Source organism: Pseudomonas sp. AK106 (genome assembly GCF_053903055.1).
In genome coordinates this window covers 393039-417698 of sequence record NZ_CP096426.1, presented here as the reverse complement: position 1 = coordinate 417698, position 24660 = coordinate 393039, and the positions used below count along the sequence as shown (strand labels likewise).

At 59.2% G+C, this 24660-nt stretch carries 21 protein-coding genes; 19 read left to right on the top strand and 2 right to left on the bottom strand.

Annotated elements, in window-relative coordinates; genetic code table 11:
• The first annotated feature begins 82 nt into the window (after positions 1-82).
• The 3 genes from M1E04_RS01905 (at position 83) to rarD (ending at position 4073) form a co-directional block, all read left to right on the top strand.
• Entirely contained in the window at positions 83-1996 is a 1914-nt protein-coding gene (locus M1E04_RS01905) for a PhoX family protein (RefSeq protein ID WP_456292315.1), read from the top strand.
• Between the two features lie 154 nt (positions 1997-2150).
• Complete coding sequence (locus M1E04_RS01900) at positions 2151-3125, top strand: serine/threonine protein kinase (protein ID WP_065991296.1); 975 nt, start codon at positions 2151-2153, stop codon at positions 3123-3125.
• Positions 3126-3179: 54 nt separating this feature from the next.
• A complete protein-coding gene (rarD, locus tag M1E04_RS01895) occupies positions 3180-4073 on the top strand; it encodes an EamA family transporter RarD (RefSeq protein WP_065991295.1) in 894 nt (297 codons plus the stop codon).
• 51 nt (positions 4074-4124) lie between these two features.
• Here the strand turns inward: rarD and M1E04_RS01890 are convergent, their stop codons facing one another.
• Entirely contained in the window at positions 4125-4652 is a 528-nt protein-coding gene (locus M1E04_RS01890) for a glycine cleavage system protein R (RefSeq protein WP_065991294.1), read from the bottom strand.
• Between the two features lie 322 nt (positions 4653-4974).
• Here M1E04_RS01890 and M1E04_RS01885 point away from each other — a divergent pair, with 322 nt between their 5' ends.
• A complete protein-coding gene (locus tag M1E04_RS01885) occupies positions 4975-7152 on the top strand; it encodes a malate synthase G (protein WP_456292314.1) in 2178 nt (725 codons plus the stop codon).
• A gap of 82 nt (positions 7153-7234) precedes the next feature.
• Here the strand turns inward: M1E04_RS01885 and M1E04_RS01880 are convergent, their stop codons facing one another.
• On the bottom strand, positions 7235-7681 hold the full coding sequence (locus tag M1E04_RS01880; protein ID WP_065991292.1) for a response regulator: 447 nt from the start codon (positions 7679-7681) through the stop codon (positions 7235-7237).
• Positions 7682-7913: 232 nt separating this feature from the next.
• On the opposite strand from M1E04_RS01880, the gene M1E04_RS01875 reads away from it, so the two are divergent.
• The 15 genes from M1E04_RS01875 to M1E04_RS01805 all read left to right on the top strand — a co-directional run bounded on the left by M1E04_RS01875 (position 7914) and on the right by M1E04_RS01805 (position 24646).
• On the top strand, positions 7914-9848 hold the full coding sequence (locus M1E04_RS01875; RefSeq protein ID WP_192134953.1) for a putative nucleotidyltransferase substrate binding domain-containing protein: 1935 nt from the start codon (positions 7914-7916) through the stop codon (positions 9846-9848).
• A gap of 10 nt (positions 9849-9858) precedes the next feature.
• Positions 9859-10578, top strand: a complete 720-nt coding sequence (locus tag M1E04_RS01870; protein ID WP_192134955.1) for a 3'-5' exonuclease — start codon at positions 9859-9861, stop codon at positions 10576-10578.
• Between the two features lie 171 nt (positions 10579-10749).
• A complete protein-coding gene (locus M1E04_RS01865) occupies positions 10750-11268 on the top strand; it encodes an RNA polymerase sigma factor (RefSeq protein ID WP_456292313.1) in 519 nt (172 codons plus the stop codon).
• Positions 11265-12257, top strand: a complete 993-nt coding sequence (locus M1E04_RS01860) for a FecR family protein (RefSeq protein ID WP_456292312.1) — start codon at positions 11265-11267, stop codon at positions 12255-12257. Before M1E04_RS01865 ends, M1E04_RS01860 begins: the two co-directional genes overlap by 4 nt.
• Before the next feature lie 252 nt (positions 12258-12509).
• Positions 12510-14945 (top strand): TonB-dependent siderophore receptor, encoded by a 2436-nt coding sequence (locus tag M1E04_RS01855; RefSeq protein WP_456292311.1) that lies wholly within the window; start codon positions 12510-12512, stop codon positions 14943-14945.
• An 81-nt stretch (positions 14946-15026) separates the two neighbouring features.
• Positions 15027-16166 (top strand): PepSY-associated TM helix domain-containing protein, encoded by a 1140-nt coding sequence (locus M1E04_RS01850; protein ID WP_369319170.1) that lies wholly within the window; start codon positions 15027-15029, stop codon positions 16164-16166.
• Positions 16163-16363, top strand: a complete 201-nt coding sequence (locus M1E04_RS01845) for a hypothetical protein (protein ID WP_192134965.1) — start codon at positions 16163-16165, stop codon at positions 16361-16363. Before M1E04_RS01850 ends, M1E04_RS01845 begins: the two co-directional genes overlap by 4 nt.
• Before the next feature lie 307 nt (positions 16364-16670).
• Positions 16671-17984 carry an MFS transporter gene (locus M1E04_RS01840; RefSeq protein ID WP_192134966.1) on the top strand — a complete coding sequence of 438 codons (1314 nt, stop codon included), beginning with the start codon at positions 16671-16673 and terminating at the stop codon, positions 17982-17984.
• Between the two features lie 106 nt (positions 17985-18090).
• Entirely contained in the window at positions 18091-18720 is a 630-nt protein-coding gene (locus tag M1E04_RS01835; protein ID WP_065991280.1) for a glutathione S-transferase family protein, read from the top strand.
• Positions 18721-19102: 382 nt separating this feature from the next.
• On the top strand, positions 19103-19414 hold the full coding sequence (locus M1E04_RS01830; RefSeq protein WP_456292310.1) for a helix-turn-helix domain-containing protein: 312 nt from the start codon (positions 19103-19105) through the stop codon (positions 19412-19414).
• A 214-nt stretch (positions 19415-19628) separates the two neighbouring features.
• The gene (gene trbB, locus M1E04_RS01825) at positions 19629-20603 is read left to right on the top strand and encodes a P-type conjugative transfer ATPase TrbB (protein ID WP_456292309.1); all 975 of its coding nucleotides are present in this window, start codon (positions 19629-19631) and stop codon (positions 20601-20603) included.
• An 11-nt stretch (positions 20604-20614) separates the two neighbouring features.
• Positions 20615-21046 carry a TrbC/VirB2 family protein gene (locus tag M1E04_RS01820; protein WP_456292308.1) on the top strand — a complete coding sequence of 144 codons (432 nt, stop codon included), beginning with the start codon at positions 20615-20617 and terminating at the stop codon, positions 21044-21046.
• Positions 21047-21051: 5 nt separating this feature from the next.
• Positions 21052-21363: a conjugal transfer protein TrbD gene (locus M1E04_RS01815; RefSeq protein WP_456292307.1), complete on the top strand. Its 312-nt coding sequence runs from the start codon at positions 21052-21054 to the stop codon at positions 21361-21363.
• Positions 21360-23912 carry a VirB4 family type IV secretion/conjugal transfer ATPase gene (locus M1E04_RS01810; protein ID WP_456292306.1) on the top strand — a complete coding sequence of 851 codons (2553 nt, stop codon included), beginning with the start codon at positions 21360-21362 and terminating at the stop codon, positions 23910-23912. The genes M1E04_RS01815 and M1E04_RS01810 overlap by 4 nt, the downstream gene beginning before the upstream one ends.
• A complete protein-coding gene (locus tag M1E04_RS01805) occupies positions 23909-24646 on the top strand; it encodes a VirB8/TrbF family protein (protein WP_456292305.1) in 738 nt (245 codons plus the stop codon). The genes M1E04_RS01810 and M1E04_RS01805 overlap by 4 nt, the downstream gene beginning before the upstream one ends.
• Positions 24647-24660 lie beyond the last annotated feature (14 nt).

Below are 24660 nucleotides of genomic sequence, written 5' to 3'. Positions count from 1 at the left end.
GAAGCCCGACTCGTCATCTGACCGACACAATAACGTCATCCGAACTGCATAGGGTTTTGCCCTAAACCGCAGGGAGCCCGTGATGACGCTATTAAAAGATAACCAATCCACCGACCTCGAAAACATGGTCGGCCTGACCCGACGCGGGTTCATCAGCGCGGGCGCCCTGTGCGGCGCGGCGATGTTCCTGGGCGGCAACCTGCTCAGCCGCAGCGCCATGGCCGCCAGTGTCAGCGCCGCCAACGGCACGCTGCTCGGCTTCGACAGCATCCCCTCCTCCACCGCCGACAGCATCAGTCTGCCGCCGGGTTATCGCTCCTCGGTCCTGATCAGTTGGGGCCAGCCGCTGCAAACCAACGGCCCGGCGTTTGACCCCAGCGGCAAAGGCACCGCGAAGATGCAGGAACTGCAATTCGGCGACAACAATGACGGCATGAGCCTGTTCACCTTTCCCGGCGACACGCCGGAGACGGCCAGCCGCGCCCTGATGGCGATCAATAACGAATACACCAACTACCGCTACCTCTTCGATCACGGCAAAGACCCGCAGTCTGCCGAAGACGTGCACAAGGCTCAGGCCAGCGAAGGCGTTTCGGTGATTGAGGTCAAGCGCGAAGGTCAGCAGTGGGCGTTCGTGCAAGGCTCCAAATACAACCGGCGCATCCACGGCAACACGCCGATTCACCTGAGCGGCCCGGCTGCCGGCCATGAGTGGTTGAAGACCGCCGCCGACAAGACCGGCAAAAACGTACTCGGGACGTTCCAGAACTGCGCCAATGGCAAGACGCCGTGGGGCACCTACCTAACGTGCGAAGAGAACTTCACCGACTGTTTCGGCAGCAGCGATCCGGCAAAAATTTTCGACGCCGCAACCAAACGCTATGGCGTCACGGCTGCCAGCAAGGAAGTGAACTGGCACCTGCACGACCCGCGCTTCGACGTCGCCAAAAACCCCAACGAACCCAATCGCCATGGCTGGGTGGTAGAGATCGACCCGTTCGACCCGAAATCCACGCCAGTCAAACGCACCGCCCTGGGCCGCTTCAAGCATGAAAACGCTGCGCTGACCGAAACCAAAGACGGCCGCGTCGTGGTGTACATGGGCGACGATGAGCGCGGCGAGTTCATCTACAAATTCATCAGCCGCGACAAAGTCGATCACAAGAACCCGAAAGCCAATCGCGACATCCTCGACCACGGCACGCTGTACGTGGCGCAGTTCGACGCGGGCGACAGCAACCCCGACCACCCGAAAGGCCAGGGCAAATGGATTGAGCTGAGCCACGGCAAGAACGGTATTGATGCGGCCAGTGGTTTCGCCAATCAGGCCGAAGTGCTGATTCATGCGCGCCTGGCGGCAAGTCAGGTGAAAGCGACGCGCATGGACCGGCCCGAGTGGATCGTCGTCAGTCCCAAGGACGGCCAGGTCTATTGCACGCTGACCAACAACATCAAGCGCGGCGATGACGGGCAGCCAGTGGGCGGGCCGAATCCCCGCGCGAAAAATCAGTACGGGCAGATTCTGCGCTGGCAGGAAACAGGGTCGGACGCAGCAGCGATGGAGTTTGCGTGGGACTTGTTTGTCGTCGCTGGCAACCCGGGTGTGCATGCAGGAACGCCCCAAGGGGGATCAAGCAACATCAACCCGCAGAACATGTTCAACAGCCCGGATGGCCTGGGTTTCGACATGGCCGGGCGGCTGTGGATTCTGACGGATGGCGACTCCACCAATGCGGGCGACTTCGCGGGGATGGGCAATAACCAGATGCTGTGCGCTGACCCCGCCAGCGGCGAGATCCGTCGATTCATGGTCGGGCCGGTGGGGTGTGAAGTGACCGGCATCAGCTTCGCGCCCGACCAGAAAGCGCTGTTCGTCGGCATTCAGCACCCCGGCGAAAACGGCGGCTCGACCTTCCCCGAGCACCTGCCGAATGGCAAGCCGAGATCCTCGGTGATGGTGATCACGCGTGAGGATGGCGGCGTGATCGGCGCCTGACGCGAGCGCTTCCCCATCCCGGAAAGGGTGCAATCGGAGGGATGGGGAATCCAGTGAATCAGAGGCACCGGGCGTAACGCGCTGTGTCAGGTGTAACACGCCTGAGTTACCATGACTGGCCCGACGCGGCAGCCTGCTGCGCGCAGGAGTTAGCATGGCCCACCCGTTCGCAACACTTACACCTGACCTGGTGCTGGACGCCGTCGAGAGCATCGGCTTTGTCACCGACGCCCGTATTCTCGCCCTCAACAGCTACGAAAACCGCGTCTACCAGGTTGGCATCGATGAACAGCAGCCATTGATCGCCAAGTTCTATCGGCCTGATCGCTGGACCAACGACGCCATTCTCGAAGAACACAGCTTCACCGCTGAACTTGCCGACGTCGAAATTCCCGTCGTCGCGCCCCTCGTGCACAACGGCCAGACCCTGTTCGAGCATGCCGGCTTCCGTTTCACCCTCTTCCCCCGTCGTGGCGGCCGCGCGCCAGAGCCCGGCAATCTCGAGCAGCTCTACCGTCTTGGCCAGTTGCTGGGCCGCATCCATGCCGTAGGCGCCACGCGCCCGTTCCAGCACCGCGAAGCCCTTGGCGTGCAGAACTTCGGCCACAACTCGCTGAACTACCTGCTGGACAACAACGTGATTCCGCGCAGCCTGCTGCCGGCCTATGAGTCCGTTGCCAAAGATCTGCTCAAGCGCGTGGAAGACGTATACGCCGCCACACCCCATCAGAACATCCGCATGCACGGCGATTGCCACCCCGGCAACATGATGACCCGCGACGACATCTTCCACATCGTCGATCTCGACGACTGCCGCATGGGCCCGGCGGTGCAGGACGTCTGGATGATGCTCGCGGGTGATCGTCAGGACTGTCTCAGTCAGTTGTCGGAATTGATGGACGGCTACAACGAGTTTCACGATTTCGATCCCCGTGAACTGGCACTTATCGAACCGCTGCGCGCACTGCGCCTGTTGCATTACAGCGCCTGGTTGGCCCGTCGTTGGGACGATCCGGCGTTCCCCCACAGCTTTTCCTGGTTCGGCACCGAACGCTATTGGGGCGATCAAGTGCTGGCGCTGCGCGAGCAGTTGTCCGCGCTGAACGAGGAACCGCTGAAGCTGTTCTGAAAACGCTGATTTCCCGCAGGACACCACAACAAAAAACTTGCCGAAGGACCACTCATGCAAGCTGCCAACCCGCGTCGCGGGTACATTCTGGGCCTGAGCGCCTACATCATCTGGGGACTGTTTCCGATCTACTTCAAGGTGCTGGCCAGCGTTCCTTCACTGGAAATCATCGTCAATCGGGCGATCTGGTCGGCCATTTCCGGCTCGCTTCTCTTGCTGGTCTGGAAACACCCCGGCTGGTGGCAGGAGCTACGGGATAACCCCAAACGACTTGCCATTCTCGCCTCCAGCGGCACGCTGATCGCCGCCAACTGGCTGATCTACGTCTGGGCCGTGAACAACAACCACATGGTCGAAGCCAGCCTGGGCTACTTCATCAACCCGCTGATCAACGTGATGCTCGGCATGGTGCTGCTGCGTGAAAGACTGCGCCCCTTGCAATGGGTCGCGGTGATGCTGGCGTTGATCGGTGTGCTTCAGCAGGTCTGGCAAGTGGGCAGCCTGCCATGGGTGTCGCTCGCGCTGGCGTTCACCTTCGGCTTCTACGGCCTGATTCGTAAAAAAGCACCGGTGGCCGCACTGCCTGGCCTCGTGGTGGAGACCTGGATTCTGGTGCCGCTGGCCGTAGGCTGGTTGATGTTCAACCCGCTTGCCCACAGCGCACAGCCGGAATTCTGGACAACATCCGAGGCGCTCTGGCTGGCGGCGGCCGGTCCGGTAACCCTCGTGCCGCTGGTGTGTTTCAACGCTGCAGCGAGGCATCTGCCCTACGCGACACTGGGCTTTCTGCAGTACATCGCACCGACGCTCGTGCTGGCCTTGGCGGTGGTGCTGTACGACGAGCACATGCCCTCGGCCACCTTGGTGACCTTCGCCTTCATCTGGGCCGGGCTGATCATTTACAGCGTCGACGCGTGGCGCTCGCTGCGCAAACGCGCCCAGGCCTGAGCAGGTAAGAGGGATCGCTGCAGGCCCGTCAAAAACCGGGACCTGCAGCGGTTACATCGATGACTCGTCGGTCGGCAGATGCAGTTCCACCATCAGGTCATCCGCCAGGGTTTCCAGCCGCTGCTGCAGCACATCCAGTGAAAGGTCCATCGGCAATCCCAACTCGGCATGGGCGCGGAACAGCGTTTCGCTGCTCATGGGCGCGGGTTCGACGCTGGTCACCAAGTGCTCCAGGTTGACGCCTTGTTCGGTCAGCACGCGAGTGACGTCGCGCACGATCCCGGATCGATCATTGCCCACCAGGTCCATAGTGATGGGCCTCCACTCCGGCAAGGATTCCGGAAGGACTTCGGCGAACAGTACACGGATGCCTTTTACCGAGAGCCCTTCCAGCGCGCTGCGCAGGGGCTGATGCGCGTCGACCGGCGCGCTGACCCGCAGGATCCCGGCGAACTGCCCGGCCATGTGTGACATACGGCTTTCCAGCCAATTGCCACCGTGATCGGCAATGCATGCGGCGAGCTGCTCGACCACACCCGGCTTGTCCGGTGCAGACACCGTGACGATAAGATGATCCACAAACGACTCCTTTTATGTGCAGCAACTGAGGTCTGTTTAATACCACGCCTCAAGGGTTGCGGGGTGGTTGTGGGGAGTATAGGCAGGTCTGCACTGCCCGCAGCGGTGTAAGCGCACCAGGAATTTCTGTGTACGATCCGAATAATTTTCTGGAACAATCTGATCGCTCTTTGAGAACATCCCATGCCGGTGCCTGACGGAATGCCTAAATTCGGGCAATCGCTGCAAATCAAGTCTGGATTTTCACGCCGCGAACGGTCATGTAGTATCGCCTCGCGCGCACTACATAGATGTCAAATAGCTGAGCAGAGTGAGGCAAGCAATGACTGAACACGTTCAAGTCGGGGGCCTGCGGGTCGCCAATGTCCTGCTGGATTTCGTGAACAACGAAGCCATTCCCGGAACCGGCCTCGACGCCGCTTCATTCTGGGCCGGTGCCGATGCGCTCATCCACGAGCTCGCACCAAAGAACAAAGCCCTGCTCGCCAAACGCGACGAATTCCAGGCGCATATCGACGCGTGGCATCAGTCCAATGCCGGCAACGCCCACGACGCGTCCGCCTACAAAGCGTTCCTGCTGGAAATCGGCTATCTGCTGCCAGAAGCGGCAGACTTCCAGATCACCACACAAAACGTTGACGAAGAAATTGCCCGCATGGCCGGCCCCCAGTTGGTGGTGCCGGTGATGAACGCACGTTTCGCGCTCAATGCATCGAATGCCCGCTGGGGCTCGCTGTATGACGCGCTGTACGGCACCGACGCCATCAGCGAAGCGGACGGCGCGGAAAAAGGCAAAGGCTACAACCGCGTCCGCGGCGACAAAGTCATCGCCTTCGCCCGCGCCTTCCTGGACGAAGCCGCCCCACTCGCGGCGGGCTCCCACGTTGACTCCACCGCCTACAAGCTGGTCGATGGCATGCTGATCGTCAGCCTCAAGGGCGGCAGCAACACCGGCCTGCACGACGATGCTCAGCTGATCGGCTTCCAGGGCGACGCGTCGGCGCCGACCGCGCTGCTGTTCAAGCACAACGGTCTGCACTTCGAACTCCAGATCGACGCCACGAGCCCGGTCGGCCAGACCGACCCGGCCGGTGTCAAAGACGTGCTGATGGAAGCGGCGCTGACCACCATCATGGATTGCGAAGACTCCATCGCTGCCGTCGACGCCGACGACAAGGTCGTGGTGTACCGCAACTGGCTGGGACTGATGAAGGGCGATCTGTCCGAAGAAGTCGCCAAAGGCGGTACTCGCTTCACCCGTACCATGAACCCCGACCGCGTTTACACCTCACCCACCGGCGAAGCCGTCACGCTGCATGGCCGCTCGCTGCTGTTCGTGCGCAACGTCGGTCACCTGATGACCATCGATGCGATCCTCGACAATCAGGGCAACGAAGTGCCGGAAGGCATTCTTGATGGCCTGCTGACCAGCCTCGCGGCGATTCACAACCTCAAGGGCAATACATCCCGCGCCAACAGCCGCACGGGCTCGGTGTACATCGTCAAACCAAAGATGCACGGCCCTGAGGAAGTGGCGTTCACCAACGAATTGTTCGGGCGTATCGAGGCGGTGCTGAACCTGCCGCGCAACACGCTGAAAGTCGGGATCATGGACGAAGAGCGTCGCACCACGATCAACCTCAAGGCCTGCATTCAGGCGGCGAGCGAGCGTGTGGTGTTCATCAACACAGGCTTCCTGGACCGCACCGGTGACGAGATTCACACGTCGATGGAAGCCGGCCCTGTCGTACGCAAGGCGCAGATGAAGGCGGAAAAGTGGATCGGCGCGTATGAAAATTCAAACGTCGATATCGGCTTGAAATGCGGCCTGCAAGGGCGCGCGCAGATCGGCAAGGGCATGTGGGCGATGCCTGACTTGATGGCCGCGATGCTTGAACAGAAAATCGCCCATCCACTGGCCGGCGCCAATACCGCGTGGGTTCCCTCGCCCACTGCCGCTGCACTGCACGCTCTGCATTACCACAAGGTCGATGTGTTCGCGCGTCAGGCCGAGCTTGCCCGGCGCGCGCCGGCCTCCGTCGACGATATCCTGGCCATTCCATTGGCGCCGAACATTGACTGGACGGCCGAGGAGATCCAGAACGAACTGGATAATAACTCCCAGGGCATTCTCGGTTATGTGGTGCGCTGGATCGATCAGGGCGTTGGCTGCTCGAAGGTGCCGGACATCAACGACATCGGCCTGATGGAGGACCGTGCCACGCTGCGCATTTCCAGCCAGCACATTGCCAACTGGCTACGCCATGGCGTGGTCAGCGAGCAGCAGGTAATGGAAAGTCTGAAGCGCATGGCACCGGTGGTGGACCGTCAGAACGCAGGTGATGCGCTGTATCGCCCCCTGGCACCGGATTTCGACAGCAACATCGCGTTTCAGGCAGCGGTTGAACTGGTGATCGAAGGCACACGGCAGCCGAACGGTTACACCGAGCCGGTGCTGCACCGTCGCCGTCGGGAGTTCAAGGCAAAACACGGGGCTTAATCAGCGCCCAGACAAAAGGCGGTGTCCACGCAAATGGACACCGCCTTTTTTATTGCCGCAACGCAGTCCAGAGACGGCGTTATCAGGCCATTTCCAGCTCCCGCTTCACCAGTCGCAACAGCTGCTTGGTGTTGATCGGCTTGAGCAGGAAATCCACCACGCTCAGGTGCATGGCGTCGATGGCGTCACGTACGTTGGCGTCGCCAGACACGATAATGATCGGCAACTCCGCACGGTCCGATTCGCGCACCCTTCGGATCAGGTCCAGCCCGTCGCACGGCGCCATGCGCAGATCGGTGATCAGCAGCGCAATGGAGGGCCGGGTCTGCAGCAAGTGCATGGCGCTGGTGCCGCCGGCGGCGGTGATGCAGCTGATGTCATTGAGACTGAGAATTTCGGCCAGAACTTCCCGAGCATCCTTGTCGTCATCGACGATCAACACCCGATGTGGCGATTGGGACGCAGGCGCGAGCATTACCTCATTGAGGGCTTCGCGCTCTTCATCACTCAAAATACTGTGATCGAACATACCCGTCTCATCTTCCTGTCGACTCCAATTCTGACAGCGCAAGCGATTGATACGCTGCACATCCTGTCGGCTTCATGCCGGCCCTGGGGCCTCGCGCTAACTGCATCGCTGCGGTTTTACACCTTGGTTCGATGCGAGCCAATGCCTTTGCAGTCACCTAAGACTTACGTCCAATGGGCACTGCCCGATAAGCGGTCGACCATGGGGTCAATAAAAACAAGCGGTATCGGTCATGAGCAAAGCGGACGCTTTTACCCAGGCAGGCAAAACAGCCGTTCTGCAGAACATCCACGGCACGATGCAGTTCCTGCAAAAATTCCCGCCGTTCAACCAGATGGAAAATGCCCATCTGGCCTACCTTGTGGAACAGTGTCACCTGCGTTTCTACGCTACAGACGAGAGCATCATCAAGCCTAGCGATGGGCCAGTAGAACATTTTTACATCGTCAAGCAAGGCCGCGTCGTGGGTGAGCGCCCCCATTCCGCAAAACGCGGCACCGAGACCACGTTCGAAATAACCACGGGCGAGTGCTTTCCCCTCGCGGCACTACTCGGCGAACGCGCCACACGAACCGAGCATCTGGCGGCCGAAGACACTTTCTGTCTGCAGCTCAACAAGCAAGCCTTCATCAAGCTGTTTGCGCTCTCAAATGAGTTCCGCGACTTCGCCCTGCGCGGCGTCAGCAGCCTGCTCGATCAGGTCAATCAGCAAGTAAAGCAGAAGGCGGTGGAAACACTCGGCACGCAATACTCGCTGAACACGCGACTGGGTGAACTGGCGATGCGTCACCCGGTGACGTGCTCCCCCGACACGCCGCTGCGTGAGGCCGTGCGGCAGATGGACGAGCAGCAAGTCGGCAGTATCGTGATCGTGGACGAGGCCAAAGCGCCGCTGGGTATTTTCACGCTGCGCGATCTGCGCCAGGTCGTCGCCAACATCGACGCCGACTTCGGCGAGCCCATCGAACGCAGCATGATTCAGGTGCCGTTCTATCTGAGCCCGGACGCCAGCGCCTTCGATGCGGCCATTGCCATGACCCAGCGCCATATCGCCCACGTCTGTCTGGTGAAAGATCAGCGCTTGTGTGGCGTGGTCTCCGAGCGCGACCTGTTCTCCCTGCAGCGCGTGGATCTGGTGCATCTGGCGCGCACCATCCGCAGCGCGCCGCGTATCGATTCGCTGGCTAACCTGCGCGGCGACATCGTTCAACTGGTGGACCGAATGCTCGCCCACGGGGCCTCGTCCACCCAGATCACCCAGATCATCACGCTGCTCAACGATCACATGGTCTGCCGCGTCATCGAGCTGACGCTCGAAGAAAAAGGCGATCCTGGCATCGCTTTCAGCTGGCTGTGTTTCGGCAGCGAGGGCCGGCGCGAGCAGACGCTGTACACCGATCAGGACAACGGCATTCTGTTCGAAGCCACGGACGCCGCCGAAGCCGCCTCAATACGCGGCCGGTTGTTGCCCATGGCCGAGCGGATCAATCAAAGCCTGGCGGTGTGCGGATTCGCCCTGTGCAAGGGCGGGATTATGGCGAGCAATCCCCAGCTGTGCCTGTCGCGAATCGAGTGGGCGCGGCGCTTCGGCTCGTTCATTCGCGAAGCCACACCGGAGAACCTGCTGTCGTCTTCTATCTATTTCGATCTGCGCGTGGTCTGGGGCGATGAAAGCGGCGGCGATCAATTGCGTCAGAGCATTCTTGCGCAGGTCGCAGACAACGCCTTGTTCCAGCGCATGATGGCCGACAACGCCCTGCGTCAACGCCCACCGGTGGGCCGCTTCAAAGATTTCGTGGTCGCCCGAAAAGGCAGCGAGAAGGACACACTGGACCTTAAAACCCAAGGCCTGACGCCGTTCGTCGACGGAGCGCGCTTGCTCGCGCTGGCCAACGGCGTCGAGGCGAGCAACACGCTGGACAGGCTGCGTCAGTTGGTCGCCAAAGAGGTGATCGACCCGCTGGACGGTGCGGCCTATGAAGAGGCTTATCACTTCATCCAGCAAACCCGCATGCAGCAACATCAGCAGCAGAACCGGCAAAACCTGCCCTACTCCAATCGCATCGACCCGGATGTGCTCAATCATCTGGACCGGCGCATCCTGCGTGAGTCGTTCCGGCAGGCGCAGCGGCTGCAGACCAGCCTCACCGTGCGCTACCAACTGTAAGCGACTGATCATGAATTTGTTCCGCTGGCTCAAGCCCCCCAAACGCGCCGTCGCCCCTGAGCTGACACCTGAACAGCAACAGCGCCTGCGCGCCTTGCCCGGCCCGGGCGTCCTGGATCAAAAGACACTGCGCCAGCAACGGTGGGTCGTGGTCGATCTTGAGACCAGCGGGCTGAATCTGCAGCGGGACGACGTGCTGTCGATTGGCGCCGTGGTCATCGAAGATGGCGCGATCGATCTGGGGCAGCAGTTCGAGCGCACGCTGATGCGCACCGATCACAAACTCAGCCCGAGCGTATTGATTCACGGGCTGGGGCCCACCGCGATTGCGGCGGGCAGCGAGCCGGTCGAAGCGCTGCTGGATTTCATGGCGTTCGTGGGTGACAGCCCGCTGCTGGCGTTCCACGCGGCGTTCGACGAGCACATGTTGGGGCGGGCATTAAAGGAAAGCCTGGGCTATCGCCTGCTGCACCCCTTCATCGATGTTGCTCACATCGCGCCCTTCATTTGCCCGAACGCGAATTTGCGCCAGGCAAGCCTGGACGACTGGACGCGATTCTTCGGGCTCCACGCCGAAGAGCGTCATCACGCCAGCGCCGATGCGCTGGTGACCGCCGAACTCGCGATGATTCTGTTCAGCCACGCCAGAAGACAGGGGATCGAAACCCCTGCACAGCTTGAGCAAGGCGTGGCGAAATGGCGACGGCAGCAGCAATCGCATTCGTTTTAGCGTTCATCCTCTGGGCCTGCCTCTGGATCCCGCCGCGCCTTACAAATCTAATGGTCGATTCTTACGTCAACCGTTCGGCTTCTTCCTACAAGGACCAATTGCCAGCATTGGGCGGCTCTGACACAATCGCGAACAATTCTCGTTAGCCCCTTTGTTCTCCTCGGTGCGCTTGTGTCGTCACTTCAAAGTCCCCAGCAGCAGCTCGTCGGAACGCTCTATCGCGACCATCGCGGCTGGCTGCTGGGCTGGCTCCGACGCAATGTCGCTTGCCCCCACCGCGCCGAAGACCTCAGTCAAGACACGTTCATCCGCTTGCTCGGCCGCGAGCAATTGCTTGAGCCCCGCGAACCCCGGGCCTTTCTGGTTTCGATCGCGAAAGGCTTGCTGTTCGACCACTTCCGTCGTGCCGCGCTGGAACAGGCGTATCTGGACGAGCTGATGCTGATTCCCGAGGGCGAACAACCTTCCCTGGAAGAGCAGCAGCTGATTCTCGAAGACCTCAAAGCCATCGACCGTCTGCTGGGCAAGCTGTCCAGCAAGGCCCGCGCCGCCTTTCTGTACAACCGCCTGGACGGCATGCCCCATGCAGAGATCGCCGTCAGACTCGGCGTCTCGGTGCCGCGCGTGCGTCAGTACCTGGCGCAGGGTTTGCGCCAGTGCTACATCGCACTCTATGGCGAACCAACATGAGCCGTATTTCTACCCGACCTGTTTCATCCCACGTGCTGGACGCCGCCATCGCCTGGCAACTGTGCCTGGATTGCGGCCGGGGCAGCGAAGCCGAGCGTGAAGAGTTCGCCAAGTGGTACGCCGCCAGCGACGAGCACGCCCGGGCCTGGATGCAGTTGGGCATGGTCGATCAGCGTTTTGCCGGGACCACCGGCCCGGCACGTTCGGCGCTTTTGCGGTCCCGTGACGGGATGGGCTCGCGTTTGCGCAAGCTGGGACGCGGGTTTGCAGGGGTGGCGCTGGCGCTGGGATTGACGCTGTTTCTGGGTGATCGCCTGCTGCCGGTGGATTACTGGCTGGCGGATCTGCGCACCGCCACCGGCGAGCAGCGCACGATTCGCCTGTCGGATAACACCCTGATCCGCCTCAACACCCACAGTGCACTGTACGTGCGGTTCGATGACAAACAGCGGCGGGTCGTGCTTCAGGAAGGCGAGATCTTCGTGGAGACCGGGAGCCACAACGACGCGCGTCCGTTCATCGTCGAGACCCCTGAGGGGCAGATGCGCGCACTGGGCACGCAGTTCCTGGTCAAGCGGCAGGCCGACGGCACGCTGTTGAGCGTGCTGCAATCAGCCGTCGCCGTGCACCCGCAGGCTTCGAATCATGAAAAGGTGCTGAACGAGGGGCAGCAGATGTTGATTCATCGCAACAGCCTCGGGCCCATGCTCGCCCTGACGCCCGGCACCGGCGCCTGGATGCGCGGCATGCTGGTGGTCGATAACGCTCGTCTGGCAGATGTCGTTGCGGAGCTTGCCCGCTATCGTCCGGGCCATCTCGGCGTTGCGAAAGACATTGCAGACCTGCGTATCACCGGCAGCTTTCCGTTGACCAACACCGACTTGGCGCTCAAGGCTCTGACGCCCACGCTGCCCGTGCAGATCGAAGCACGTACGCCGTGGTGGGTGACGGTGGTCGGCAGCGGGAAGAAGCCGGCAATTGCGCTTTAATTTGGGGTCTCTTGGGCAGGCTTGGGGCATCTGGATAACCGCAACCCTGTGGGAGTGAGCTTGCTCGCGAAGGGGCCGGTACATCCACTGGATCACCAGGGCTGAAAATTGTCTTCGCGAGCAAGCTCGCTCCCATAGGGCCTTCGTACGCCTACTGACTGAACTCACAGATTATTTTCGCCCGGCCCTATCACTTTCCATATCTCGTTCGGCACATAGACATTGAGAACCATTTCCATCGAGGTGCCGTTCATGTCCCGCACGCTTCACACCCTTCTGCGACCTAGCCTGCTGGCTATCGCCGTCGCCATTGCCGCGCCGCTGCTCAGTGCGCCGCTGATGGCCGCTTCCCAGGCTTCCAGTGTCCGCGCCTACGATCTGCCGGCCGCACCGCTGTCCACTACGCTGACGCAGATTGCCAGTCAGGCGGGCCTGGCCCTGTCGCTGGATCCGGCACTGGCAGCGGGGCGCACGTCGGCACCGGTTCAGGGGCAGTTCGACGCGTCTGGGGCGATGGGCCAGGCGCTGCGCGGCACTGGCTTGCAATTGAACCTGACCACGGCAGGGACCTACACGCTGGTGGCTGCGCCTGAAGGCGCGATGGCATTGCCGGCCACCAGCATTCAAGGCAGTCAGGAAAGCTTCGAAAGCGCATGGGGCCCGGCGCAGGGATACGCCGCGAGTCGCACCGCTGCCGGCACCAAAACCGACACCGCGCTGGTTGAGGCACCGCGCTCGATCTCGGTCGCGACCCGTCAGCAGATGCAGGATCGGGCGGTGCAGAACATCGACGACGCCGTTCGCTACATGCCAGGCGTGGTTGCCAGCAGCTACGGCAGCGACAGCCGGTCCGAATGGCTGAAAGTCCGCGGCTTTGAACCCACCCAATTCCTCGACGGCCTGCCACTGCCGAAAGGGGCATACGTGATGCCGAAAATGGAGACCTGGGATCTGGAGCGCATTGCCCTCCTGCGTGGCCCGGCGTCTTCGGTTTATGGTCAGACCCCGCCAGGCGGCATGCTTGATATGGTCAGTCGTCGCCCCGAAGCCGACGCCAGCCACGAGGTGCAGGTTCAGGCCGGCACTTACAACCGCAAGCAGATCAGCTTCGACAGCACCGGCAAGATCGACGATGCCGACAATTTCGAGTACCGCGTCAGCGGCGTCGTGCGTGACAGCGGAACCTCTGTGGACCACATCGATGACAAGCGCTACAACCTCGCGCCGAGCCTGACCTGGAACATCGACCCGGACACCAAACTGACCTTTCTCAGCCAGTTCAATCGTGACGATACCGGGATCACCAGCCAGTTCCTGCCGATTCAGGGCACCAAATACCCATCGGCCGTGGGCCGCGTGAAATATCACGAAAACCTGGGCGATCCGGACTGGGAGTTTTACGACAAGACTTACTACGCGCTGGGCTATGCCTTCGAGCATCGTCTCAACGATGTCTGGCAGTTCAAGCAGAACGTTCGCTACACCAAGAGCGACCTGTCCTTTCAGGGGATAACGGCCGGTGGCTTCTTCGGTTCGGTCAGCGAGGATGGCACCGTCCAACGCGGCGCCAACGTCGTGAACGAAGACATCTCCCAGTTCGCGCTGGACAACAACCTGCAAGCCGACTTCGACACGGGCGAACTCAAACATACCCTGTTGCTCGGGCTCGACTATCAGCGACTGAATCACAACTACAAATGGCAGTACGGCAACGCGCCGACCAGCAACATCGCCAAGCCGATTTACGGGCAGGACTTCAGCAACGTCGATTACACCGCGTATCAGGATTACAATCAGAAAACCCGGGACGTCGGCGTTTATATTCAGGACCAACTGGCCCTGGATAACTGGCGTCTGACCCTGGGCGGGCGCCAGGATCTGCTCAAGACCGAATCGAAGTTTTACAACACCAATCAGTCCGACGACCGAACCGACAGCGCGTTCACCGGCAACGCCGCGCTCAGCTACGTCTTCGACTCCGGATTCACGCCTTACATTTCCTACGCCGAGTCGTTCCAGGCCGAGCAAGGCGGCGCCAACGGCGTGGCATTCCAGCCGGGGACGGGCAAGCAGTACGAAGTGGGCCTCAAATACCAGCCGCCTGGCAGCAACATCCTCTTCACCGCCGCGGCCTATGACCTGACCCGTCGTGACATCGTGCTCAGCGACATCCTGGGCGTGCAGCGACCCTTGGGCGAAGCGAAGGTGCGCGGCTTCGAGCTGGAAGCGGTGGGCAATGTCACGGACAACCTGAAAGTGACGGCGTCCTATACCTACGCCAACAGCAAGATGACCAAAGTCACCGACCCGCTGGACAAGAATCGTCCACTGCCACTCACGCCCGAAAACCAAGCGGCGATCTGGGGTGATTACACTTGGCACAACGGGGTGCTCGACGGTTTCGGCCTGGGCTTTGGCGCACGGTACATTGGCGAGACCGACAATATTGCGATCGGTAGTTACGGCTTTGTCGCCGATTCCAACTACGGGCACAGCAATGCCTACACCGTCTACGACGCTGCCGTGCATTACGATCTCGGCCGCATGAACAACGTCCTCAAAGGCGTGAGCGTGTCGGTCAACGCCAACAACGTCTTCGACAAGGAATACATTTCCACCTGCGACGGCTTCTATTGCTACTACGGCGACCGTCGTACCGTGCTCGCGAGCGTAGACTACAAATGGTAATCGTTTAAACTCTCATTACCCGAAACAAGGGCCGCTCCCACACAGCGGCCTTTGTCGCTTTCGCTGACTCCGGATTTCCACATGAAAAGCCAAACCATTCGCCGCTGGTCTTTCATCCACACGTGGACCAGCCTGATCTGCACGGCATTCCTGATGATGCTGGCGATCACTGGCTTGCCGCTGATCTTCAGTCACGAGATCGCTCACCTGACGGGCGATGCACCGGAATTCAAGGAAATGCCCGCCGGCACGCCGCATCTGGACCTCGAGCAACTGGTTCGCTCAGCCGAGGCCCATCGCCCCGGCGACGTGATGCAGTATTTCGGCTGGGATGATGATGACCCCAACGGCGTCTACGCCATCATGGGCAAAACCGCCGGCGGCGACCCCAATGAATCCCACAGTTTCATGCTCGACGCCCGCACCGGCGAAGCGATGGAAACGCCGAGCGCCAACGGCGGTTTCATGATGATCATGCTGCGCCTGCACGTGGACATGTATGCAGGGCTCCCGGGCAAGCTGCTGCTGGCATTCATGGGACTGCTGTTTGTCATGGCGATCGTGTCCGGCGTCGTGTTGTACGCGCCCTTTATGCGTCGGCTGGATTTCGCCACGGTGCGGCCGAATAAATCCACGCGGGTACGTTGGCTTGATCTGCACAACCTGATCGGGGTTGTCACGCTGACCTGGGCCATGGTTGTGGGCCTGACCGGTGTGCTCAACGCCTGCGCCGATTTAGTGATCGCCCAGTGGCGCACCGACGCGCTGATGACCATGATCGCGCCCTACAAGAACGCCCCACCCCTGGCCGAACGCGCACCGGCAACCCGATTGATCGACATCTCCAAAGCCACTGTCCCCGGCGCCGAGCCGAGCTTCATTGCCTTTCCCGGCTCCCGTTTTTCCAGCGAGCATCACTACGCCGTGTTCATGAAAGGCGACACGCACCTGACGTCTCACCTGCTCACTCCCGTACTGATTGACGCCCAGGACTTGCACGTGACCGCGACGCTGGGACGCCCGTGGTACATGGACGCCCTGCTGCTGTCGCAACCGCTGCACTTCGGCGACTACGGCGGCATGCCGATGAAAATCCTCTGGGCCGCGCTGGACGTCTTGACCATCATCGTCCTTGGCAGTGGCTTGTACCTGTGGTGGGTCCGTCGTCGCGCCACAGTCGCTGCGGCAAAAGCAGTCGCCGTAGAGGCGGAAGTGGCATGACCCGACACAAGAAGCATTCGGCGTTGTGGAAGACCTTCGGCACGCCCGGCTGGATCGCCCTGCTGACCGCAGTCGGCCTGTTCGCCGCGCTGCTGGGCGACGGTGCGTGGGATGTATTGTCCTGGATAGGGATGGCGATTCCAGCCTGGCTTAGTTGCAAGGGGTTGATGGCGCGGAGGAGAGCTGATCACACCTGATCCATACGGGATGTAACTGGTGGGGATTCGCCCGCCGTTGCCCCAGGTCATCATACGACTCACCAACAGCCCTCATTCCGTTAGCTCACTTGACTCCTCGAACCCCCGTCCTCCCGATGACGCCCCAAAATCGCTCACTTCCCGCTTCAAAGCCGGCCCCCGCTGTGACAAGTCCGTTACATTAAGAAATATAATGAGCGCTCCGCGGTATTCCCATTGACAACAAAACGTGCTTTTGACTAAATCAAGTCATACGACGACGTATAACGATCGCCGCCAAATAAAAACAATACCCAGAGTGGACTCGATGAAAATCAAAGGCATCCGTTGGTGGATGGTCGCGCTGATAACCGGCGGCCTGATCGTCAACTATCTCGCGCGCAATACCCTCTCCGTCGCCGCTCCCACCATGATGAGCGAGCTGAACATCTCCACCGAACAGTACTCGCACGTCGTCATCGCGTGGCAGATGGGCTATGCCTTCATGCAGCCGGTTGCCGGTTACGTGATCGACGCCATCGGCACCAAGATCGGCTTTGCAGTGTTCGCCATCGCCTGGTCTGTGGCGTGCGCATCGGCGGCTATGGCCACCGGCTGGCAGAGTCTGGCGTTCCTGCGCAGCTTGCTGGGCATCACTGAAGCGGCGGGGTTTCCTGCAGCGATCAAAGCAACCACCGAATGGTTTCCGGCCAAAGAGCGCTCGGTTGCCATCGGCTGGTTCAACATCGGTTCGTCGATCGGTGCCTTGCTGGCCCCTCCCCTCGTGGTCTGGGCGATTCTGCACAGCGGCTGGCAGATCGCGTTCATCATCGTCGGCGGGCTGGGCCTGCTGTGGAGCGCGGGCTGGTTATTCTTCTACAAACACCCGCGCAATCAGCGTCTGCTGGGTGACGAGGAGCGCGATTATATTCTTGCCGGTCAGGAGTCCCACCTGAAGGACGCGCCGACCAAGCACGCCAGCTGGAAGAAGATCGTCGGCACCCGCAATTTCTACGCAATCGCGTCAGCCCGCATGCTGTCAGAGCCGGCCTGGCAGACGTTCAACGCCTGGATTCCGCTGTACCTGATGACCGAGCGTCACATGAACATCAAGGAAATCGCGATGTTTGCCTGGCTGCCGTTTCTCGCCGCTGACATCGGCTGCGTGCTGGGCGGTTACCTGAGCCCGTTTTTCTACAAGCATTTCAACGTGTCCCTGCTCACGTCGCGCAAGATGGTGATGGTGCTGGGCTCGCTGTGCATGATCGGCCCTGGCTGCATCGGTCTGGTGGACAGCCCTTATGTCGCCATCGCGCTGCTGTGCGCCGGAGGTTTCGCGCACCAGACGCTGTCGGGCGCCCTGTACGCAATCACGTCGGACTCCTTCGGCAAGAACGAAGTGGGTACGGCAACAGGCCTCGGTGGCATGTTCGGGTTTCTCGGCGCGGCGTTGTTCACGCTGGTGCTCGGGATCATGGTGACTAAAGTCGGCTACAGCCCGCTGTTTGTGGCGCTGGCCGCCTTCGATCTTATCGCCGCCACAATCATCTGGTTTGTCGCCAAGCCGCTGCTGACCGGCACACCTGCGGCGCAATCCGGCAGATCATCGGCTGATTCGGCCGATGGGGTCCCGACGGTCTGACATCAATGTCCGGGCCGTCGCAAATCGGCCCGGCATTGCTTCAGGATATTGCGCAGCGTCCTGGCCCTGACTAGTCTGGAGGCCCAGGCCGATCAGAGGAATGTCCATGTCTGCGCCCAGCATGACGCTGTATTACAACGCCGCTTCGCCCTTCGCTCGCAAGGTGCTGATCTTGCTTCATGAGACCGGACAGGCGAGCCGGGTCAGTCTCAAGGCCGTTGCCCTCACCCCCGTGAGCCCCGACGTTGAACTCTGCCGCGGCAATCCGTGCGGAAAAATTCCGGCGCTGTGCCTGGCCGACGACAACGTGATCCATGACAGCCGGGTGATTCTCGAATACCTGGATCAACAGCATGTCGGCAACCCCCTCATTCCCAAGGAAGGCTCGGCGCGCTGGCGGCGATTGACGCTTGCCTCACTGGCCGATGCCCTGCTGGACGCTGCACTGCTCATCCGCTACGAGACCTTTCTGCGGCCCGAGGAAAAACATTGGTCGGAATGGCTCGACGCCCAGCAGCAGAAAATCGATCGCACGCTGGCCTATTTCGAAGCCGAAGCCGTCACTGAATTGAGTACGCATTTCGACGTCGCGTCGATCAGCGTGGCATGCGCGGTTGGCTATCTGGATTTCCGCCAGCCCAATCTGGGCTGGCGCAGCAGCTACCCACGATTGGCGAACTGGTATTACGAAGTCAGTCAGCGGCCATCGATGGTAGAGACTCAGCCGCCTGTGTAGTGAAGCTCGCACATTGACCAGTGCCGACGATGCATTCTGTCGCAACAGCGCGCCTCAATCCTCTCTTCGCGAGAAAACTGCGGAATCTTCGAGGGCTGGCGGCGCTCTCAGCGACAGGCAGGCAATCCGAACAGGGCGCCCGATTGCGCAAAAAAGTCCGGGAAGGTATTTCGCTAAGAATTGATTTACCGAAACATCATGCAACTGTAAGATGCGGCGGCTCATTGAGACCAGGTTTCTCAACCAACCCGAATTTCAGCTGAGCGTTTATCAGCCATAAAGAATTTTAGCGGCTAAAATTGGCCCTGCACCGAGGCTCGGATCGGCTGTGCATAATGTGATTTTTTTTACTAATGTCCTGCGCTTGCTGGATGAGCGAGGCATGACCAAACATGAGCTGGCAAAGCTCACGGGAGTGTCTATCTCGGTATTGTCTGAAATTACCAATGGCAAGGGAAACCCAACTCTCAAAACATTGGCCGCTATTGCCGAGGCGCTGGAAACACCATTGTCGTTGCTGTTGGAGTCAACCGATTTGGACAGCAAAGAGCTGGACAATGCAGCGGGCGAGCACCTCCCCCCAAGCCTGCCTCAAGGCTACTGTCGCGCTTGCGCAACCCTAACACTTCATCAAGCGTTTCAGGTCCGCAAGTGGAATGAGCAGAACGTCACAAAAATCAGAAATAACTCGTGAGCCGTCACAAAGCCGGGAATTTTAGCCGCTAAAACAGTCTGAGCCCTCGCACAGGCTGTTTTAGCGTATGTGCTGGATGCAATAACAACGTCACGGACGGCAAACGGTATCATTAATGATCTCCGTTAAAAGCGATGCTGGCTTGTTGCCAGAAACGATATTTCGGTATATCGTTTGCCTCCCGTACGTATATGTCTCGTATTTGGAGCAGGCAATGAGTGGAGTTGACGGCGATACGGAAGCCGCATCTGAGACAGTTAAACAGCGCGTTACGGAGCGTCTACGTCGAGATCTGGGCCCTCTTATAGAAGGGGCGCTGAACGACCCCAAAACGACAGATATTCTGCTTAATGCAGACGGCAAGCTTTGGCTGAAACGCCTGGGCGAGCCGAGTCGCGTTATTGGCGAAATAAAAGCCTGGCGCGCCATGTCCGCCATAAAAACTCTCGCCGGACTTCTCGGTAAAACCGTTGGAGCCAAAGAGCCAATTCTTGACGGCGAGCTCCCCTTTGGGAATGAGCGCTTTGCCGGGCAGATTCCGCCGGTAGTTTCGTCCCCATGCTTCGCCATTCGAAAGCCGGCTATCAAAGTTTTCCCGCTCAATAGCTACGTGGATCTGGCGATCATGAGCCAGGTGCAATGTGACGTCATCAAAGAAGCCGTCCGCGAGCATAAGAACATTCTCGTCATTGGCGGGACGGGCTCGGGCAAAACTACACTGATCAATGCCATTATCCAGCAGATGGTTGATAACGCTCCGGACGAGCGTGTATTCATCATTGAAGACACTGGCGAAATTCAATGCGCCGCCATCAACTGCGTCCAATACCACACCACACTTGAAGTCAGCATGACTGACTTGCTTAAAACCACTCTTCGGATGTTGCCGGACCGAATCATCGTGGGCGAAGTCCGCGGTGCGGAAGCGCTCGACCTGCTGGATTCCTGGAACACCGGCCATGACGGCGGCGCCGGCACGCTTCATGCGAACAATCCAGAGTCGGCATTGCAACGGCTCAAATCACTCATCACGCGTAATAAACACGCACCCTCGGATATTGAACCGCTTATTGCACAGGCCGTTCACGTGATCGTGCATATAGGAAGAACCCCTGAAGGCCGCCGAGTTGAAGGGATTCTAGAAATCCTCGGATATGAAAATGGCAACTACATCACCCGCAAACTATAGGAGCTACACCCATGCAACAACAAACACGCGTTAACAATAAAGCGGTGTTCGCGATCGGCACCGCGTTACTGATGCTCTTGAGCGCTCATCCAGCATTCGCCGCCAGCACAGCAGGCGGCGGTCTGCCTTTCGATGACTGGTTCACGACCATTCGTTCTTCCATCACTGGGCCATTCGCGTTCACCGCATCGATTGTGGGTCTGGTTGGTGCAGGCGCGACGCTAATCTTTGGCGGCGACATGAATGGTTTCTTGCGCACGCTGATCTTCATCGTTCTGGTTCTCTGCTTCATCGTCGCGGCGCAGAACACTCTGTCAGCCATCACCGGTCAAGGTGCGGAGATCACTGCGGCACATGATATGGCGGCCAAGTCTGCCGACTGGATTACCGACACGAGCGAAACAATCAAGTCTGCTGTCTCCCGCTGGGCAGTGGGGGCGTAAATATCATGGCACTACGCAAGATCCCTATTCGACGAGCCGGCAACCGCCACAACCTGTTTATGGGTGGGGATCGTGAACTGGTTATGTTCAGCGGTTTGCTCGCAGCCATCCTGATCTTTGCCGCTCAGGACTGGATGGCTTTTTTCCTGGGGATGGGGATGTGGTTTTCCTCGCTCTGGATGCTTCGCAAGATGGGTAAAGCCGATCCGTTGATGCGCTTTGTCTACCTGCGCAACCGTCGATACAAATCTTTTTATCCGCCGCGTGCCACTCCCTTTCGCGAAAACAGCACCTCCCAGGGGAAGCAATACAAATGATTGAAACATTGCTCGTCGCTATTGCGATCGTGGGCGTTCTGTTGGTGTTGTTTTTGCTGCTGCAGGTTCGTCAGGTAAATGCAGACCTTCGACTGAAAAAACATCAGTCGACAGAGGCTGGCCTTGCCGATCTCCTCAATTACGCCGCTGTCGTGGACGACGGTGTAATTGTGGGCAAGAACGGCTCATTTATGGCGTCGTGGCTATACAAGGGGTCGGATAACGCCAGCGCCACCGATGTAGAGCGGGAAATGAACTCGTTCCGAATTAATCAGGCGCTTTCCAACATGGGCAGTGGCTGGATGGTGCATGTCGACGCTGTGCGACGCCCAGCGCCAAACTACAGCCTCCCTAGCCAATCGGTTTTTCCTGATCCTGTTTCGGCGGCGATTGACGAAGAGCGTCGCCGCACATTCGAAGGTTTGGGAAACTTGTATGAAGGCTTTTTCATCCTGACTGTGACTTGGTTCCCGCCGATGCTCGCAGAGCGCAAGTTCGTCGAGCTGATGTTCCATGATGATTCAGAAAAGCCGAACAACAAAACACGCACAACCCACCTCATCGACTTCTTCAAACGTGAAGTCAGAAACATTGAATCTCGCATGTCCTCTGCCGTATCCCTGGAGCGACTGGGGGCTCAGAAAATTCTCAATGAGGACGGCTCAACCGTCACTCATGATGAACAATTGCAGTGGCTTCAGTTCTGCGTCACTGGCGTGAACCACCCTGTCATGCTGCCGACCAATCCGATCTATATCGATAACTTGATTGGTGGCCAGGAGTTGTACACAGGTGTGACGCCGAAGTTGGGCCGGAAATTCATCCAGGTGGTGGCGATTGAAGGTTTCCCACTGGAATCGTCCCCAGGCATCTTGTCGCGTCTGGCGGAGCTACCGGTCGAATATCGCTGGTCAAATCGCTTTATCTTCATGGATCACCATGAGGCGATTTCGCACTTGGAGAAATTTCGCAAAAAGTGGAAACAGAAGATTCGGGGCTTCTTTGATCAGGTATTCAATACCAATGGAGGCGTCGTCGATGAGGACGCGGTCTCCATGGTGGCTGATGCTGCCTCGGCGATCGCCGAAACAAACAGCGGGATGGTCGCCCAAGGTTTTTACACTAGCGTTGTCATTCTGATGAATGAAAGCCGGGAAGTGGTAGAGGCTGCCGCACTGCAGCTTGAAAAAGCCATTAATGCGATGGCATTCACTGCTCGCGTTGAAAGCATCAATACGATGGATGCCTTCATGGGGTCCTTGCCTGGCCACGGCGTAGAAAACGTGCGCCGCCCCCTGATCAACACCATGAATCTGGCGGATCTTATCCCCACCAGTACGATCTGGACAGGCGAGAACTTCGCGCCTAACCCCCTGATGCCGCCGAATTCGCCGCCACTGATGCACGGACTCACCGCCGGTAATTCGCCCTTCCGCATCAACCTTGATGTGCGAGACCTTGGTCACGCAATCATGTTTGGTCCGACCCGGGCCGGCAAGTCGACGCACCTTGCCATACTCGCGATGCAGTGGCGGCGCTACGCCAATGCAAGGCTATTCACATTCGACAAAGGCATGTCGATGTACCCGAGTTGCAAGGCCGCTGGTGGCTCTCACTATGTCGTCGCTGGGGCAGGTGAAAAGCTCGCCTTCGCACCGCTTTCCGGACTGGTGACTCGTCATCGCCGAGCGTGGGCGATGGGATGGGTGAACGACCTTCTTGCTCTGAACGGGATCGACACAACGCCTGAGCAGCGTAACAAGATCGGTGAAACCATCATTGAAATGGGTAAGGTCGAAGAGGAAACAGGCCGTCCCGGAACAATGTCCGAATTTACCGCCATGGTTCAGGACACCGACATTCGCGCCGCGCTGAAGGATTACACCATCGATGGCTTGATGGGGCACCTGCTCGATGCCGAGGAAGACCAGCTCTCCATTTCGGATTTCATCACATTCGAAATTGAACACCTGATGGATTTAGGGGATCGGTACGCCCTCCCGGTTTTGCTCTACTTGTTCATGCGCATTCAGGAAGCGCTGGATGGTCGCCCGACGTTGATTATTCTCGATGAAGCCTGGTTGATGCTGGGGCACAAAGTGTTCCGCGAGAAAATCCGCGAGTGGCTTAAAACGCTGGCCAAGAAAAACTGCCGTGTACTCATGGCGACTCAGAACCTTTCGGACGCATCCGGCTCGGGAATTCTGGACGTCATCGTCGAATCCACTGCGACCAAAATCTATCTGCCTAACATGTATGCGCGTGATGAAGCCGCTACCGAGCTTTATATGCGCATGGGCCTCAATGCACGCCAGATCGAAATCATCGCTACCGCTCAGCAGAAGCGTGACTACTACCTGGTATCTGAAAAGGGACGTCGCCTCTACAGCCTCGCCCTTGGCCCCCTCGCCCTCTCATTTGTCGGTGCGACGGGAGCAGAGGACATAGCAATCATCAAGAGCCTTGAAGAAAAGCATGGTGCCGAGTGGGTGCATGTTTGGCTTCGAGACCGGGGCTTGAGCCTTGATAATTACAGAGGTGCAGCATGAGCATTTTCAACAGCCGCAAAGACGCGGATGCAGAAACAGAGATACCCGGGGAAGTAGTGGCCGCTAAAAGTAAGGTGAATAATCCCTACCTGAATGCGCGGCGGTCATGGAACGGCCATGTGATGGGGGTGATGTCGTCGATACAGGTATGGCAGACGGTGGGGATTATTTCGCTCCTCATTGTGATGGGCGCAGTGGGCGGAATCGCTCACATTGGAGCGCAGTCCAAGATCATCCCGATGGTCTTCCAACAAGACGCTTCGGCTAATACCGTTTCGGTAACATTGCTTGATCGAGTGCCCGACGCGGTACTGACCGATTACCAATCGGCAGTGACCAACTTCATCAGTAACACGCGCGTGGTAACACCCGATGTAAGCCTGCAGCGTAAAGCGGTGCTGGCGGCCTACGCCTATCTGGCGCCGCAAGATCCCGCAACGATGAAGACAAACGAATTCCTCAACGGCTCTCCTGAACGGAATCCATTCAAGCGTGCCGAGAATGAAACCGTTTCTGTTGAAATCCGCTCCGCCTTGCCGCAGACGAAAGACACCTGGCAGGTGGACTGGACTGAAACAGTTCGCAGCCGGGACGGTTCGCCCAAAGGCAAGCCGTACAACATGCGGGCGCTGATCACTGTTTATCAGAACAAAGACATGACCGTGGACAGAAATACGTTCATCAACGGGCACTTCATCTTCGTGCGCGACTTTAACTGGTCGAAGCAGCTTTAATACTGGGGCGAACA